Origin of the sequence: Kribbella sp. NPDC050124, assembly GCF_044460355.1 — a bacterium.
Classification (GTDB): Bacteria; Actinomycetota; Actinomycetes; order Propionibacteriales; family Kribbellaceae; genus Kribbella.
The window spans coordinates 39,669-54,874 of record NZ_JBITJU010000002.1 but is presented as its reverse complement, the minus strand read 5'-3'; the positions used below and the strand labels follow the sequence as shown (position 1 = coordinate 54,874).

16 protein-coding genes are annotated in these 15,206 nt (G+C 70.2%); 6 read left to right on the top strand and 10 right to left on the bottom strand.

The window, feature by feature from the left end:
• Positions 1-3 precede the first annotated feature (3 nt).
• The 3 genes from ACIBL3_RS07190 to mraZ form a co-directional block, all read right to left on the bottom strand.
• Entirely contained in the window at positions 4-654 is a 651-nt protein-coding gene (locus tag ACIBL3_RS07190; protein ID WP_396352370.1) for a hypothetical protein, read from the bottom strand.
• The gene (gene rsmH / locus ACIBL3_RS07185; protein WP_396352369.1) at positions 654-1,619 is read right to left on the bottom strand and encodes a 16S rRNA (cytosine(1402)-N(4))-methyltransferase RsmH; all 966 of its coding nucleotides are present in this window, start codon (positions 1,617-1,619) and stop codon (positions 654-656) included. The genes ACIBL3_RS07190 and rsmH overlap by 1 nt, the downstream gene beginning before the upstream one ends.
• A 228-nt stretch (positions 1,620-1,847) precedes the next feature.
• Positions 1,848-2,279, bottom strand: coding sequence for a division/cell wall cluster transcriptional repressor MraZ (gene mraZ, locus ACIBL3_RS07180; protein WP_132144096.1), 432 nt, complete (start codon positions 2,277-2,279; stop codon positions 1,848-1,850).
• 465 nt (positions 2,280-2,744) lie between these two features.
• On the opposite strand from mraZ, the gene ACIBL3_RS07175 reads away from it, so the two are divergent.
• From ACIBL3_RS07175 to ACIBL3_RS07165, 3 genes are read left to right on the top strand one after another with little or no spacing between them, the layout of a single operon-like run.
• On the top strand, positions 2,745-3,683 hold the full coding sequence (locus tag ACIBL3_RS07175; RefSeq protein WP_396352861.1) for an AAA family ATPase: 939 nt from the start codon (positions 2,745-2,747) through the stop codon (positions 3,681-3,683).
• A gap of 3 nt (positions 3,684-3,686) precedes the next feature.
• Complete coding sequence (locus ACIBL3_RS07170; RefSeq protein WP_396352368.1) at positions 3,687-4,973, top strand: DUF58 domain-containing protein; 1,287 nt, start codon at positions 3,687-3,689, stop codon at positions 4,971-4,973.
• Between the two features lie 4 nt (positions 4,974-4,977).
• Positions 4,978-7,335 (top strand): transglutaminaseTgpA domain-containing protein, encoded by a 2,358-nt coding sequence (locus ACIBL3_RS07165; RefSeq protein WP_396352367.1) that lies wholly within the window; start codon positions 4,978-4,980, stop codon positions 7,333-7,335.
• Positions 7,336-7,594: 259 nt separating this feature from the next.
• Here the strand turns inward: ACIBL3_RS07165 and ACIBL3_RS07160 are convergent, their stop codons facing one another.
• Both ACIBL3_RS07160 and ACIBL3_RS07155 read right to left on the bottom strand, forming a co-directional pair.
• Entirely contained in the window at positions 7,595-8,014 is a 420-nt protein-coding gene (locus ACIBL3_RS07160) for a DUF3040 domain-containing protein (protein WP_396352366.1), read from the bottom strand.
• 633 nt (positions 8,015-8,647) lie between these two features.
• Entirely contained in the window at positions 8,648-9,400 is a 753-nt protein-coding gene (locus ACIBL3_RS07155) for a methyltransferase domain-containing protein (RefSeq protein WP_396352365.1), read from the bottom strand.
• Positions 9,401-9,937: 537 nt separating this feature from the next.
• On the opposite strand from ACIBL3_RS07155, the gene ACIBL3_RS07150 reads away from it, so the two are divergent.
• Positions 9,938-10,297, top strand: coding sequence for a cupin domain-containing protein (locus ACIBL3_RS07150; protein ID WP_396352364.1), 360 nt, complete (start codon positions 9,938-9,940; stop codon positions 10,295-10,297).
• A 175-nt stretch (positions 10,298-10,472) separates the two neighbouring features.
• Here the strand turns inward: ACIBL3_RS07150 and ACIBL3_RS07145 are convergent, their stop codons facing one another.
• The 4 genes from ACIBL3_RS07145 to ACIBL3_RS07130 all read right to left on the bottom strand — a co-directional run bounded on the left by ACIBL3_RS07145 (position 10,473) and on the right by ACIBL3_RS07130 (position 13,060).
• A complete protein-coding gene (locus ACIBL3_RS07145; RefSeq protein ID WP_396352363.1) occupies positions 10,473-11,684 on the bottom strand; it encodes a DUF480 domain-containing protein in 1,212 nt (403 codons plus the stop codon).
• Positions 11,685-11,775: 91 nt separating this feature from the next.
• Positions 11,776-12,030, bottom strand: a complete 255-nt coding sequence (locus tag ACIBL3_RS07140; RefSeq protein ID WP_396352362.1) for a hypothetical protein — start codon at positions 12,028-12,030, stop codon at positions 11,776-11,778.
• 65 nt (positions 12,031-12,095) lie between these two features.
• Positions 12,096-12,569 carry an SAV_6107 family HEPN domain-containing protein gene (locus ACIBL3_RS07135; RefSeq protein ID WP_396352361.1) on the bottom strand — a complete coding sequence of 158 codons (474 nt, stop codon included), beginning with the start codon at positions 12,567-12,569 and terminating at the stop codon, positions 12,096-12,098.
• Entirely contained in the window at positions 12,566-13,060 is a 495-nt protein-coding gene (locus ACIBL3_RS07130) for a DUF6504 family protein (RefSeq protein WP_396352360.1), read from the bottom strand. Before ACIBL3_RS07130 ends, ACIBL3_RS07135 begins: the two co-directional genes overlap by 4 nt.
• 349 nt (positions 13,061-13,409) lie before the next feature.
• Between ACIBL3_RS07130 and ACIBL3_RS07125 the strand changes: the two genes are divergently transcribed.
• Together ACIBL3_RS07125 and ACIBL3_RS07120 are read left to right on the top strand one after the other, a co-directional pair.
• A complete protein-coding gene (locus ACIBL3_RS07125; RefSeq protein WP_396352359.1) occupies positions 13,410-13,985 on the top strand; it encodes a DM13 domain-containing protein in 576 nt (191 codons plus the stop codon).
• A 22-nt stretch (positions 13,986-14,007) separates the two neighbouring features.
• Complete coding sequence (locus tag ACIBL3_RS07120; protein ID WP_396352358.1) at positions 14,008-14,478, top strand: YbaK/EbsC family protein; 471 nt, start codon at positions 14,008-14,010, stop codon at positions 14,476-14,478.
• On the opposite strand, the gene ACIBL3_RS07115 is transcribed toward ACIBL3_RS07120, so the two are convergent.
• Entirely contained in the window at positions 14,465-15,202 is a 738-nt protein-coding gene (locus ACIBL3_RS07115) for a nucleotidyltransferase domain-containing protein (protein ID WP_396352357.1), read from the bottom strand. The genes ACIBL3_RS07120 and ACIBL3_RS07115 overlap by 14 nt on opposite strands.
• Positions 15,203-15,206: the final 4 nt, after the last annotated feature.

Here is a 15,206-nt window from a genome sequence, read left to right as displayed (position 1 = left end):
CGATCATCCCCCGGTGGTGGTCGTACGCGTTGTCGTGCGGGCCGGCGGCTTGTTGCCGGTCGCCGTACCGGTCCGTGCAGTGGTGCCGGTCGCCGGCGGCTTCCGCGCGGTGACAGGCGGCTTCACAGTGGCCGCAGGTGGCTTGACCGTCGTCGCGGGCGGCTTCACGGTCGCAGCGGGTGGCTTGACCGTGCTGACCGGCGGCTTCGTCGTCACCCCGGTCGGCGTGCCCGGGCCGAACATCGCCGTACCCGTGCCGGCCTTGCCCTCCTCCGGCACACCCAGCACCTGCCCGTCGGACATCCGCAGGAACACCGGGTTCGGGTTCGGCACCATGCCCATCCGCAGTGACCGGTCGGCCAGGTTCTGCGGCGACTCCAGCGTGCGCACCTGCTTCTCCAGCGACTCCTGCTGGTCCCGCAGCTGGTCGGCCTGCTTGTTCAGCGCGGTCACCTGGAACGTCCCGCTCTGCAGCTCCGTGTTGAGCAGCAGCAAGCCGACCAGGCCGGCTGCCAGCAGCGACACCACGAAGATGACGAACGGCATCCGCGGCGGCCGGAACGGCGCGCCGTAGACGACCCGCAGCTTCGGCTCCGGCCGCTTCGCCGGCGCCGGTGTGACCCGCGCCTTCTGCGGGCTGAAGACAGTACTCATCAGGCCACCAGCCCCTTCTCGCGGACGCGCTCAGCCGCCCGCACGCGAGCGGAGGCGGCCCGCGGGTTCGCCGCGACCTCCTCCTCGGTCGGTCGCTCGGCGCCCCGGGTCAGCAGCTTGAGGTACGGCTCGTGCCCGGCCGGGATGACCGGCAGGTCGTCCGGTACGTCGGACTTGGTGCCCGCCGCGAACGTCTGCTTGGTGATCCGGTCCTCGAGCGAGTGGTAGCTCATCACCACGATCCGGCCGTGCAGCGCCAGCGCCTCGATCGCGGCCGGCAGCGCCCGCCGCAGCACCTCGAGCTCGCCGTTCACCTCGATCCGCAGCGCCTGGAAGGTCCGCTTCGCCGGGTGTCCCCCGGTCCGGCGGGCCGCCTGCGGGATCGCGTTGCGGACCAGCTCGGACAGCCGGGCGCTGTTCGTGAACGGCTCGGTCTCGCGCTCGCGGACGATCCGGTCCGCGATCCGGCGGGCAAACTTCTCCTCGCCGTACTGGAACAGGATCCGGGCCAGATCGGCCGCGCTGTAGGTGTTCACGATGTCCGCGGCGGTGGTCGGGCCGGTGCTGTCCATCCGCATGTCCAGCGGCGCGTCCTGCGCGTAGGCGAACCCGCGCTCGGCCTCGTCCAGCTGCATCGAGGACACGCCCAGGTCGAACAGGATCCCGTCGATCGCGGGCACGTCGAGGTCGGCCAGGACCTGCGGCAGCTCGTCGTACACGGCGTGCACGAAGGTGGTCCGCTCCTGGTACGGCGCGAGCCGCTCACCGGCGAGGCGCAGCGCCTCGGGGTCCCGGTCGAGCCCGATCAGCCGGGCGTCGGGGAACTGGCGCAGGAAGGCCTCGGAATGACCACCGAGACCGAGGGTCGCGTCGACGAGGACTGCGCCGGGGTGCGCGAGTGCGGGAGCCAGCAGCGCGACCACGCGCTCCAGCATCACCGGCACATGCCGCTCCGCAGCGTCCATCCTCGACCCTTCCGTCGCCGCGGGAGCGACCCTGCCCCCGCAGGTCCTGTGGTGCAGTGGTGCGGCCCGGATACGACTCCGTCCGGTCAGATCGCGGGTACGCCTTCCGGGGAAGTACCTCGGGGTCTTGGCGCCGGGGAAGTGGCGCCAACACCTGAGGTCGGAAGTCGGACCCGTGATCTCACCGGACGGCCGGTGTGGTCGCGGTACCGCTCGCCCACTGTTCTTCTAGAAGATTCCTGGCAGCACCTCCTCGGAGAGGTCGGCGAATGCCTGCTCCTGCTCCGCGGAGTACCTGTTCCAGTTCTCCGTGTTCCAGATCTCCACCCTGTTCATCGCCCCGATGACGACGCAGTCGCGATCCAGTCCCGCGTAATCGCGCAGCATCGGCGGGATGGTGACCCGGCCCTGCTTGTCCGGTACCTCGTTCGAGGCGCCGGCGAACAGCATCCGCAGGTAGTCCCGCGCACCCTTGTTGGTGATCGGCGCCTGCTTCAACTGCTCGGTCAACTGGACGAACTCGCGCTCGGGCCACACGGACAGCGACCGCTCCTGTCCGCGGGTGATCACCAGGCCGTCAGCCAGTTCGTCCCGGAACTTCGCCGGCAGGAACAGCCGTCCCTTGTCGTCGAGCTTGGGGAAGTGCGTTCCGAGGAACACGCTCCACCTCCCCGTTGCGGACCCTCCGACTTAGGCGAGTTGTTTCCACCACTTCTGTTCCACTGCGCTCCACCTTACTCCACTTTGCACCACCGTCAACCAACTTCCGCCCCATTTCCCCCACGCGCCGCCTGAATCCCAGCGTGTCCACCCGCGCGCCGCGTCCTCCACTTCGCTCCACCGCGATTGCCCGGGTCCGGCGGCGAACCTTCCGGGGTCCGGCGTCGTCGTACGCCCGGCGGTTTGTTTTGGCCACCCGTACGCTTGGAGGGACGACTTTCCGACCCACGCCGGTGAGGGCCTGTGCCGATGAACACCGAAACGCCAGGTAACGAAACTTCCGCTGCTCTAGGCCGGACCCCTACAGCGGGTGAGAATGTGTCGGCCGTCAACGAATGGGGAGGACACAGGGTGAGCACCACCGCGACCAGCTCGGCGCTGGCAGGAGCCGGGGACTTCGACGAGCTGTCCGAGGTGGCGGGCCGGGTCCGCCGGGCGATAGAGCAGGTGATCGAGGGCAAACCCGACGTGGTCGAGGTCGCCGTCACGGTCCTGCTGGCCGAGGGACACCTGCTGATCGAGGACGTGCCCGGCGTCGGCAAGACGATGCTGGCCAAGGCGCTGGCCAAGTCGATCGACTGCAGCGTGCGCCGGATCCAGTTCACGCCGGACCTGCTGCCGTCCGACATCACCGGCGTCTCGGTCTTCAACCAGGAGATCCGCGACTTCGAGTTCAAGCCCGGCGCGGTGTTCGCGAACATCGTAGTCGGTGACGAGATCAACCGCGCCTCGCCGAAGACCCAGGCCGCGCTGCTGGAGTCGATGGAGGAACGCCAGGTCACCGTCGACACCACGACGTACCAGCTCGAGACGCCGTTCATGGTCATCGCGACCCAGAACCCGATCGAGATGGAAGGCACCTACCCGCTTCCCGAGGCGCAGCGCGACCGCTTCATGGCGCGGGTCTCGATGGGCTACCCGGAGCCGGCCGCCGAGCTGCGGATGCTCGACGGGCACGCCGCCGACGACCCGCTGCAGACGCTGCAGCCGGTCACCGACGGCCAGCAGATCCTGCGCCTGGTGAAGACGGTGCAGTCGGTGCACGTCTCGGAGTCGGTCAAGGAGTACGCCGTCGCCCTGGTCGGCGCGACCCGTCGTTCGCAGGAGCTGCGACTGGGAGCGAGCCCGCGGTCGACGCTGCATCTGATCCGTGCGGCCCGTGCCGCAGCGGCGCTGGACTCCCGCGAGTTCGTCCTGCCGGACGACATCCAGGAGCTTGCGGTGCCGGTGCTGGCACACCGTGTTCTTCCTGCGGCTGAGGCGCATCTCGGTGGGCGCGGTGCAGCCGACATCATCTCGGGGCTGGTGTCCACGGTGGCGCTGCCTCGCGCACGTCGGGACTGAGACATGCGGCAGGCACTGCGCGGGCTGACCACCAGAGGGCGGGCCTTCGTCGCGGCCGGCATCACTGCGTCCCTGTGCGCGCTCCTGCTCGGGCAGAAGGACCTGCTGCGCGTCGGCATCCTTCTGGTCGCGCTGCCGGTCGTCGCGGCGCTCGTCGTCGGGCGGACCCGGCTGCGACTGCAGGTACGGCGCAGCCTCGCACCGGATCAGGTCCCGGTCGGCACGCAGGCGACGGTCGAGCTTGCCCTGAGCAACCAGGGCCGGATGCCGGCCGGGCTGTTGCTGCTCGAGGACCGTATTCCTTATGTACTGGGCCACCGGCCGCGCTTCGTCGTCGACCGCGTCAGCCCGAACTGGCGCCGTACCGTCAGCTACCCGGTCAAGAGCGACGTCCGCGGACTGTTCCAGGTCGGGCCGTTGATGCTGACTGTGGCCGACCCGTTCGGCCTGGTGGAGACGAGCCGGACGTTCACCCGCAGCCAGCACCTGCTGGTCACGCCGCGGGTCTACCGGCTGCCGGAGATCCGGCTCGGCGCCGACCGGGCCGGCTCGGGTGAGAACCGGCCGCGCGCGATCGCCTCGGCCGGTGAGGAAGACGCGACGGTCCGCGAGTACCGCGACGGCGACGACCTGCGTCGCGTGCACTGGCGGTCGACCGCGCGCCGCGGCGAGCTGATGGTGCGGCGCGAGGAGCAGCCCTGGCAGAGCCGGTGCGCGATGTTCCTGGACGCACGGACGATCTCGCACCACGGCCACGGCCCGTCGTCCAGCCTGGAGTGGGCAGTCAGCGCCGCCGCCTCGATCGGCACCGACCGGATCCGCCGCGGCTACGTCACCACCATGCTGGGCGGGCCGACCACCCTGTCGGCAATCAGTCACCGTTCGTCGGCCGCCGTACACCAGCCGCTCAGCGCGCAGCAGCTGCTGACCGAGTGCGCGACCGTCGAGGAGCACAAGTACGCCGAGATCGGCCCGCTGCTGACCGTCGACCGGCACGCGCAGGAGCCGAGCCTGGTGATCGCGATCGTCGGCGCCCTCAGCTCCGAAGATGTCACGTCGCTGAACCGCTGGCGGACCGGCCAGGCGATCGGCGTCGCGCTGGTCCTCGACGCGGCCAGCTGGGCGGTCGGCGCCGAGCCAAGTGAGAAGGCGGACCGACTGACTGCCGCCGCGGACGCCACCGAGAACGAGCTCCGCCGCAACGGCTGGCGAGTCGCCAGGGTCCGCCGCGGCGACCACCTGCCCACCGTGTGGTCCAGTCTCGGACTACGGAGCGGAAGGATCGCATAACGGTATGACCGGCCACGCCAGGATCTCCCTCGCCGCTTGGGGAGCGACCGTACTCGGGTCGCTTGTACTCACGCCGGTGTTCTCCGGGCCGTTCCTGTTCATCAGCGCGTTCCTGTGCGGGGCGATCACCGGCGTCGGGATCCTGCTGCAGAACCTGCGGGCGCCGCGGATCGTCGTACCGTTCGTCCAGCTGCTGGTGCTGGTGGAGCTGATCGCGTTCTTCTTCCTGCGGGACACGCTGAAGTTCGGGCTGATCCCGGTGAAGGCGACCGCGCTGGAGTTCAACCAGCAGCTGGTCAACGCGATGGACTCGATCAATCGGTTCAGCGCGCCACTGCCGCCGGACTCGCACCTCACGTTGTTCGCGGCCTCGGTGATCGCGGCGACCGGGCTGCTCATCCACGTCATCGCCGTACAGCTGCGTCAGGCCGCGTGGGCCGGGCTGCTCTTGCTGATCATGTACACGGTGCCTGCCGCGACCGTGCACGGCGGTCTGCCGGCGCTGCTTTTCATCCCGCCGGCGCTCGGGTACATCCTGCTGCTGTCCGCCGAAGGGCGCAGCCGCCTCAGCCGCTGGGGCCGCCGGATCTCCGGTGTCTCCCACCTCGATGCCGCCGAGCCCGTGGAGGCGTCCGCGCTCGGTCAGGCGGGCCGCCGGATCGGCCTGACCGTGGTCGCGCTGGCCGCGTTGCTGCCGGCGCTGCTGCCCGCCCTGCCCGAAGGTGTCATCGGCAACGGCCTGGCCGGCACCGGTCCCGGGACCGGTGTCGGTGCGTCGATCTCGTCGACGGACCCGATGCTCGACATGGGCCGGAACCTGAAGCGCGGCGACAACGTCGTCGCCCTCACCTACAAGGGCGGTCCGGCCGGCGGCACCTACCTGCGGCTGACCGCGCTCGACTTCTTCGACGGCGACACCTGGCGGATCGCACCCCGCCAGGAAGGCCGCAAGATCGGCAACGAACTGACCCCGCCACCGGGGTACGGCGGCGACCTGAGCAAGGTCCCGCAGACCAAGATGGAGATCGACGTCAGCCGGAGCTTCCGCTCCCAGTTCGCCCCGGTCCCCTACCCGGTGCGCTCGATCTCGCTGAAGCGGGACTGGCGGTACGACGCCGGCACGCTCGACGTGGTCTCGTCGAACGGCCAGGTCGTCGGCGGCAAGAAGTACGACGTCACGTCGTACGACCTGCAACCGACGTCGCAGCAGCTGCACGACGCGATCGGCGCGGGTGAGCCGGACCAGTTCACCAGCCGGGTCCCCCGGCAGACGCCGGAGTCGATCAAAGAGCTGACCCTGGACATCACGAAGAGTGCCGGGAGCAACCAGTTCGAGTCCGCCGTCCTCCTGCAGAACTGGTTCCGCAGCGGTGGCGGCTTCACCTACAGCACCGACACCTCGCGCGGCAGCGGGATGCGGGCGCTGCGCGAGTTCCTGCTGGACAGCAAGACCGGGTACTGCGAGCAGTTCGCCACCGGGATGGCGCTGATGGCCCGGATCATCGGGATCCCGTCCCGGGTCGGCATCGGGTTCCTGCCCGGCCAGGCCGGCAAGGACGGCGAGTACACGGTCAAGATGCACGACATGCACGCCTGGCCGGAGCTGTACTTCCAGGGCATCGGCTGGGTCCGGTTCGAGCCGACCCCGGCCGCGCGGGTGGCGAGCACGCCGGGCTGGACCTCCCCCGCGGCCCCGAACCCGACCAGCCCGTCGACCGCCCCGACCACCGCACCGACCTCGCCGGGCGCGACCGAGGACCCGGGCGTGGAGCGGCCGAACGACGACCGGAACCTGCCGGACGACACCGGCGCCCCGATCATTGACAGCGGCAACTGGTTCAGCAACGGCGGCGGGCGGAACATCGCCATCGCCGCCGGGGTGCTCCTGCTGCTCGGCATCCCGTGGCTGATCCGCAGCACGACCAGGCGACGGCGGTTCGCGAGACCGCCGGGACGGCTCGGCGCCGAAGGCTTGTGGGCCGAGATCCGCGACACGGCTCGCGACCTCGGACTGGACTGGTCCGACATCGCCACCCCACGGCAGTCCGGCGAGTGGCTGGTGTCCCAACTGCCTGCCGAGGTGCACCCACAGGCAATCCGGGTGGCCCGCGGCATCGAGGCCTTGCGGTACGCCGGTGACGCCGACGTGACCGTGGACCTGCGCTCCCAGGCAGCCGCCGTACGCAAGGCCCTGTGGTCGCAGGCCTCCCACCTGCGCCGCTGGCGAGCCCGGTTGCTGCCCCCGTCCTGGCGCTGGTACCTGAGCCGAGGCAGCACCGAGGCCTCCGACCTCCTGGACGAGTTCGACCTCCTCCTGGCCCGCCTCCGCTCCCTAGCCCTCCGCCGCCGCCACGCCAACTAACCAGACTCGCCCCGGCCGCGCAGCCCAGCTGCGCGGCCGACCTATGTCCCCACACCCCTGAACCTGTCTCCGCGCCCTGGACTTGTCTCCGCGCCCTGGACTTGTCTCCGCCCCTGGACCTGTCTCCGGCCCCTGAACCGAAGCTCGCGGACAACGCTGCGGCAGCGGCACCCCCGCCGTACCCAAACAAAACCACACCCGCGCCACCAGGGACGCGGGTGTGGATGTCGGCCGTTACGCGCTCAGGCGCGCCGCACCGTCAGAGGTCTTCGTCGCGGCGCCGCCGCCAGCGGTCCTCCATCCGCTCCATGAAGCTGCCGGACGAGTCGTGCTTGGTCCGGTGCCGCTTGGTCGGCGGCGGAGGCGGCGGAATGTCGTCGGAGTCTCCGGCGTTGCTGATCCGCTTCATACTCAGCGCGGCGATGTACAGACAGGCGACCATCATCACGAAGCCGATGACTCCGATGATGGTGTTGGGGATGATCGCGCCGGTCATCAAGACCGCAATGCCCAGCACGAATCCAACGCCGGCAAGCACTGCCCGGCGCTTGTAATACAAGCGCACATTGGTCCCTCGCATGGCGGAGACGAACTTCGGGTCTTCCGCAGCAAGGGCACGTTCGAGCTGCTCGAACTGGCGCTGCTCTTCTTCCGAGAGGGGCACCGTCGATCCCTCCATGATGAGCGCGATCTCGATAGGCCGACTCCAGTCTAGGCCGCGCTTGCCTCACACGAAACCCTGACCGCCTGTCCCGCGCGTCACGGTCCGGCAACTGCCCTCATCACACTCTTCCCAAACCTGTCGAACCCGGCGTGTCGCATCCCACAAACCCCACCCCCACCGCCTCATCCCCACCGGTCTATTCCACGCAAACCCCCACCGGTCTATTCCAACCCCCCACCACCATCCGCCCCGCCATTCCCCGCCCCTCCACCACCGCCCACGCCACCGCTCCACCACATTCCGCACCGCGGCTCCCCCGGGCCACTCCGCCACCGTCCGCGCCGCCGCTCCCCGCCACCCCGCCACCGCCCGCACCGCCGCTCCGCCACCGTCCGCACCGCGGCTCCCCCGACCACTCCGCCACCGTCGGCGCCGCCGCTCCGCCACCGTCGGCGCCGCCGCTCCGGCTACTTCGCCGCCGACGGACAGCAGTCACCGGCCCATCACCCTCCGTCGCCCAGCCAGGACGCGCCGACCCGGCCCCGCCACGGCAGTCGTGTGTGACCCACAACACAACCACGGCGCGCCGCCCGTTGAGCGCCGTACCTGAAGCCGACGAGCTCGGCCAAGCGGGCGGCAGGGTTCTGCTCAGCGGGTGGCGAGGATGTGGAGCTGAGTTGCCAGCGCCCGGAAGGCAGGGTGCTGACTCGCGGCCCGCTCGAGCTCGGCCAGCGACTCGGCCGCCCCCGGCTCGGAGTCGACGAAGGCCGACGGGACCAGGTCCGCGAACGTACGTACGCCATGCACCGTGTGCACCATGAACCCGGCATCGGCCAGCTGCGCCGTGATCCCCGCCTCGTCGAACCGCCGCGGCATCGGATCCGTCGCACCCCAGCGCCCGTCCGGATCCTGCAACGCGATCCGCGCCTCGGCCAGGTGCCCCGCGAGCGCGCGAGCAAGAACGACAGCGTTGCGCTGGGCAACGAGCAGACTGAGTACGCCGCCCTCCCGCAGCACCGACCCCATCGCCTGCAAAGCCTGCACCGGGTCGTCGACGACCTCGAGCACCCCATGGCACAGTACGGCGTCCGCACTCGACTCACCCGCGAGACCGGGAAGCTCGGCCGCATCACCCTGGACACCACGAACCAGCGCGCTGACGCCTTCGTCACTGGCCCGCCGTTCCAGCGAAGCCAACGCGTCCGGACTCGGATCCACGACGGTCACCCGGTGCCCCTCGACGGCCAGCGGCACCGCGAATCCACCGGTGCCACCACCCAGGTCGACGATGTCCAACCCGGCCTCGGGATCAGTCCGCGCCCGCCCCGCCAGCGCCACCCGCAAAGCCTCGGCCACCAGCGCCGTCCGCACCGACCGCCGCCGCCGATCGACCATCGCCATAACCCTCCTCAACCCAATCCCCCACCCCGCCACACCCTACTTCCCCACCCCTCCCGCCCCACCACCCACACCAGCTCCCCCACAACCGCTACCCCAGCACTCCCCACCACCCGCACCGACTCCTAACGACCGCCACCCAGCACTCCCCGCCCGACGCACAACACTCCCCGGCCAATTCCCCAGCACCCCCGCCGACTGCTCACGACCGCTGCCGCAGCACGCTCCGCCCCACTGCCCCACCGCCCGCGCCGACTCCCCCACAACCACTGCCGCGACACTCCCCACCACTCGCGCCGCTGCCGCAGCACGCTCCGCCCCACTACCCGCACCGACTCCCACGACCGATTCCCAGCACTCCCCACCCACTTCCCCACCACCTGCGTCGCCTGCCGGGGCACCGCCGGGTAGCGGTGAAGCACCCGGCGTGACTGGTGGCGGGTGCTGTAAGGGGACGTTAAGACGTGGTGTCTGTCGCCGGGCGGCGGGGCGCGCCATGGTCGGAGGAAGGGGAAGACGCATCAGCCAGGGAGGGAACCCATGACCATCCACAGCAAGTCCTTCGACGAGCCCGACGAGCGGCGTACGCCGGACAAGACCACCGTTGACGTGGTGAAACTGCCAGGAGCGAGCGTCGCGCGTATCACGTTCCAGCCGGGCTGGCGCTGGTCCGAGTGCATTCGTCCCGTCGTCGGCGGCGACACCTGCCAGGTCCGGCACATCGGCACCTTGATCTCCGGCGAGATGGAGGTCGTCCACGACGACGGCACCAAGGCCCGCGTGCTGCCCGGCATCGCCTACATCATCGAACCAGGCCACGACGCCTGGGTCGTCGGCGACCAGCCGGCCATCGCGTACGAGTTCGAGTCCCAAGCCGCCGAAACCTACGCCAAGAGCTGACCACCAGCCCTGGTCACCTACGTGCCGTCCACGGCAGCGTGGTGGCCGGCGGGTGCGGGGTGGCCGGCGCGTTCGCCGTAGCGGCTGTTGCACTTTGTGCACCGTCTGAGCACTGCAGCGCTCGCGGAATGGAAGCGCGGTGCACAAAGTCGGGTCGACGGCGGGCGTGGCGTGGCTACGAGGGGGTGCGGGCCACGACGTACAGGCGTTGGGTGGTTTCTTGGTGGGTCGCGAGAGGGCCGCGGAGGTACCACTCGACGTCTACCAGGCCGGCGGATTCGACTGTGCCGACGATGTGAGACGGGTCGTTGAGGACGAAGTCGAGGTTGACCTCGTGGCCGAACATGTCGGTGACGTGGCGGACCTCGGTGCCGGCGTGGAGGGCTAGGACGAGCCAGCCGCCTGGGTCCAGGGGGCGGGTCAGGGCCGCGATCGCGTCCGGTAGTTCGGCGGGTGCCAGGTGGATCAGCGAGTACCAGGCGAGGACAGCGGCCCAGCCTGAGCTTGTCGGCGGCCGGCCCAGCCGACGGAGGTCGCCAACCTCGAAGGTGTGGTCGGGGAACCGACGGCGGGCTTCCTCCACCATCGCGGGTGACAGGTCGATGCCGGTGGCGTCGGCGCCGTGGTCGGCTAGGTAGGCGGTGATGTGACCGGGGCCGGAGCCGACCTCCACGATCGGGCGTCCTGCGGCGTGGGCGAGCACCCGGTCCAGCAGCCAGGTTTCAAAGGGCAGGACCTCCAGTTCGTCGATCAGCCGATCCGCGTAGGTGGTAGCGACCGCGTCGTACGACGAACGCACTCGAGCATCACGTGCGTCCGCGCCCTCGGCGATCACCACGTCGCGGTCGACAGCTGGGGCGGCGGGCTGTTCGGCCTGGTCCGGCACCGGGCCGAGCAGGTGGATCCAGCGGTGGTCGTGTTGGCCGGCGCGGCGCTCGAGTTCGCGGACCAGGGGTTCGGGGCGGGCGGCCATCCGGCGCAGGCAGGCTTCGACGTCGGACCGGTCGGGGAATTGGTGCAGGCGTTCGGTGCGGGTGCGCAGCTCGCCGGGCGCTTGGGCGCCTCGAAGGAGCAGCACCGTGAGCAAGGCACGCTCGTCGGGCTCAAGTCCCAGGCGCTCGTCGAGGATCTGGTGGTATTTCAAGGTACGGCGACCGGTATCGGCCCAGACGATCCGCAGGAGCCCTCGGTCCCTGAGGGAACGCGCAGTCCGCTCGACTGTCGATTGGTCGTAGTCGACGACGGGTTCGCGGTTGCTGATCTGGTTGCACGCCGTCCGCAGCGCGTTGGCGGTGAGCGGGTACGACGCCGGCACCGTCGACTGCTTCTCCATCAAGCTCCCGAGGACCCGCTGATCCTCACCCTCAAGCACAGGAAGTTCACTCACCCTCCCGACCCTAATTCCCCCACCCCCAAACACCCCACCCCAACCGATCGACACTCACTGGCTGATCCCGGGCTGAGGCGGCCGGGGTGGGTTAGCCGGGTTGGTAGGTTTCGGGGTCTGTTAGGGCTACGGGTTCGAAGGCGGTGCCGTTGCAGCGGGGGCAGATGGTGTTGGCGTGGGTGCCGGCGCCGGCGCACTTGCTGCAGAGGCCGTCGTGCCAGGAGTCGCCTTCGAGGGAGTGGTGGGGGTTTGGGTAGTGGGTGTCGGGGAGGTAGCACTCGACGCCGGTGATGGCGTGGACGCGACCGCAGACGTCTTTGCCGACGCCTCGGCGTAGTTCACTCACAGGTTGGTTCTCCCGAGTCCGCAGTCAACACAGTCAGGCCGTCAGCCGGTCGCTGGACCAAGCGGTCAGCTGGCTTGCATCCAGGGTTGGGTCAGCACGGATTGGGGGTCCGTGGTGGCGGTGAGGGCCGGGCTGCTGGACAGGCGCAGGCTGGTCTCGACCAGGTCGTAGAAGGTCTCCACCGCACGGACGAGGTCGTCGGCCTCGCGCGTGCTCACCGCGCGCCCCAGGCCGGCCTCGGCGGCCGCCCGCTGGGATGCGCCGGCGGCGAAGAAGGTGGCCCATTCGCCGAACTCGGGAGCGACCTCGGCGAGCAACACCCACGCGTTGCGCTGCACCCGTCGGCGGGTGCCGGAGCGCACCGGGCGGGCGCGGACGGCGAGGACCGCGGCCGCAACTCGGAGGGCCGCGACGTGGGCGCTCGAGTAGCGGATTAGGTGGTCGCTCGTCTCCATTGCTTCGGCCAGCGCGGCTCGTGCGCGGGACAGCTCGCGGCTGGCCGCGCCGGCGGCTGCCGGGGATACCGGTGAGACAGTCATCGGTCCGTCACCCTTTCCAGTTGCCAGCGGCCGGAGTCCGGGTCGTGCGCGAGATCGAACAGCTCACGCCGACCGTGCCGGCCGCACCCCGCCTCTACTCGGAACACCGCACGCCGCGGTCCCCAATCCGCATCCAGTACGCCGACCGCCGCCGGGCTTTCCGTGATCCCGGCGGAAGCGAGGGCGGTGGTGCTCCCGCCGGGAGCGTGCGCGGTCAGGCAGTCGGTGCGAGATCGGGGGCTCGCCGACGCCACCGCGCCGTCCACGTGGGTCGCCGCAGCGGCGACCCGGGTCGATCCGGGGCGGGCGTCGTACGACGGGCCCAGGCCGGCGCCGATGATGCCGCGCTCCCACCAGGCGGCGGTCTCGGTCCAGCGGGCCTGGACGGAGCACACGAGCCAGAGCCGGCCACGCCAGAGGAACTGCGCCGGGGTCTCGACGCCGTCCACGACGTCCGAACGCACTTCCACGGCCTCGTCGAACTCCCACATGCTCCATCGCCTCCTGTGTACGAACTTCCCCTGTTTGACGGCTGGTTCCGGGGCCCGGCGGACAGGCCCGAGGTGGGGGTCGAGGACCACCTCGGCGCCCGGACCGCCGGGACCACCGGTTTCCGATGCGGCCGCAACTCCGCACCGGAGCCGTCCAGCTGTCCGGATCACCCGTGTCCGGTCTCCCGACGAAACCGGGCCGGAGGTAATCGAACATCTGTTCGAACACGAATAGCGTATCGTCGCCCGCCGACAAACGTCAACGGGCCGTAAGCCCGGCGCGCCGCCGCGCGACCGATCCGCCGTCCAGACTGGGAACACAGGAACCAGGAGCACGGAAGGAACGCCGATGCCGAGACTGACCAAGCGATGGCGGGCAGCGGTGATCGCCGCGGCGGCCGTGGCCGTCGTGGTCACCGCAGTCGCGCTGCCGCTCTTCCAGCCGTGGCGGCTCTTCACCGACCGGGTCGTCGACGAAGCGCTGCCAGGTGCTGTTCCGATCTCCACGAATTCATCGTCGACGACGCCACCGACAGTTTCCGCAAAGCCGCGGGCGCGGCAGCCGGCCACGCCAACCGTTCTCCTGACCGGGAAGCTGATCACTCACGAGCACGAGACGAAAGGCACCGTCGCCGTACTCAGGCTCGCCGACGGCTCCCGCGTCCTCCGCTTGGAGAACCTGAGCACCTCCGACGGCCCCGACCTGAAGGTCTGGCTCAGCGACGCCCGCACCGTCCCCGGCCGCGACGGCTGGCACGTCTTCGACGACGACAACTACCTCAGCATCGGCAGACTGAAGGGCAACCACGGCAACCAGAACTACGTCATCCCGAAGGACGCCGACCTCGGCGACTTCCGCAGCGTGGCGATCTGGTGCGACCGCTTCAACGTGTCCTTCGGGGCAGCCGAGCTCAAAACGGTGTGACACGCCGCCTAAGCTCACGAAGGTGAGCAACCATCCCAACGTGCAACGCGTGGCCGACGCGCTCCGGGCGGCCGGGGCCACCGGCGAGATCGTGATCCTCGATGAGGCGGTCCCGACCGCGGCGGCTGCTGCGGCCGAGCTCGGCTGCGAGGTCGGCGCGATCGCGAACAGCCTGATCTTCGACGGCGACGGCGCCCCGGTGCTGATCCTGACCTCCGGCGCACACCGGGTCGACACCGCGAAGGTCGCCGCCGAACTCGGCATCACGAAGCTGCGCCGCGCCACCCCGGAGTTCGTCAAGGAGCACACCGGCCAGTCGATCGGCGGCGTCGCCCCGGTCGGCCACCCGCACCCGGTCCGCACGCACGTCGACGCCACCCTCGAGCAGTACGACGTCATCTGGGCGGCCGCCGGGATCCCGCACTCGGTCTACCCGACCACGTACGCCGAGCTCCTCGAGGTCACCGCGGGCACGCCGATCACGGTGAACTGATCACCGCCGGAATCGCCGCCTGCAGAAAGACCCGCGTCAGCACCGCCCGCCGCTGACGCCAGAAGGGGTTCACCACGCCCGCCGGACCGTACCGCCGGCGGGCGACGTCCCGTACGACGCTCTCCGGCGCACCCATCCCGGGCAGCAACCCAAGCGCTGCCCGCTTCGTGATCAGATCACCGGACGACAACGTGACGTGGGCCCGGGCCACCGTCACGAGCCCCAGATCGACCCAGATGTCGGCGTACCAGGGCTTGCGGCGCGCCGTGACGGGCAACCAGAACTCGGCCAGATCCGCGCGGATGAAGGCAAAGAGCTCGGCATCGCTGGTTGCTGGTAGCAACGAGGCGGGCGGCGGCCCGTACAGCGACCGGTTGCCCAAGGCCAGCTCGCGTCGCGTTACCGGTGTGACCGGCCGCTCGAAGTACCGCTCCTGCGCGAACGTCGGATGCCGGACCGCGGGATCCGACAGCTCGGACGCGAGCATGTAGGAGCAATGCAGCTTCGACGCCAACGGTGACGCCGCCATGAGCCGCCGGTGAAGGTCGGCGACAGCCAAAGGTGGCGGCGACGAGACCACGGCCACCACGTCGAGGTCGCTACGCCCGGGCTGGAAGTCGCCCAGCGCCAGTGACCCGTGCAGCCAGATGGCGTCGACGTCGGCGATCCGCCGTACTGACGTGACGAAGCCGTCCAGCAAGGACTGGACGGCTTCGTCGATCACAGCA

Bases quoted from the DNA above. Each gene is read 5' to 3' on its own strand.
- ACIBL3_RS07190 (WP_396352370.1), bottom strand. From the start codon at position 654: ATGAGTACTGTCTTCAGCCCGCAGAAGGCGCGGGTCACACCGGCGCCG.
- rsmH (WP_396352369.1), bottom strand. From the start codon at position 1,619: ATGGACGCTGCGGAGCGGCATGTGCCGGTGATGCTGGAGCGCGTGGTC.
- ACIBL3_RS07170 (WP_396352368.1), top strand. From the start codon at position 3,687: ATGCGGCAGGCACTGCGCGGGCTGACCACCAGAGGGCGGGCCTTCGTC.
- ACIBL3_RS07165 (WP_396352367.1), top strand. From the start codon at position 4,978: ATGACCGGCCACGCCAGGATCTCCCTCGCCGCTTGGGGAGCGACCGTA.
- ACIBL3_RS07160 (WP_396352366.1), bottom strand. From the start codon at position 8,014: ATGGAGGGATCGACGGTGCCCCTCTCGGAAGAAGAGCAGCGCCAGTTC.
- ACIBL3_RS07155 (WP_396352365.1), bottom strand. From the start codon at position 9,400: ATGGCGATGGTCGATCGGCGGCGGCGGTCGGTGCGGACGGCGCTGGTG.
- ACIBL3_RS07150 (WP_396352364.1), top strand. From the start codon at position 9,938: ATGACCATCCACAGCAAGTCCTTCGACGAGCCCGACGAGCGGCGTACG.
- ACIBL3_RS07135 (WP_396352361.1), bottom strand. From the start codon at position 12,569: ATGACTGTCTCACCGGTATCCCCGGCAGCCGCCGGCGCGGCCAGCCGC.
- ACIBL3_RS07130 (WP_396352360.1), bottom strand. From the start codon at position 13,060: ATGTGGGAGTTCGACGAGGCCGTGGAAGTGCGTTCGGACGTCGTGGAC.
- ACIBL3_RS07125 (WP_396352359.1), top strand. From the start codon at position 13,410: ATGCCGAGACTGACCAAGCGATGGCGGGCAGCGGTGATCGCCGCGGCG.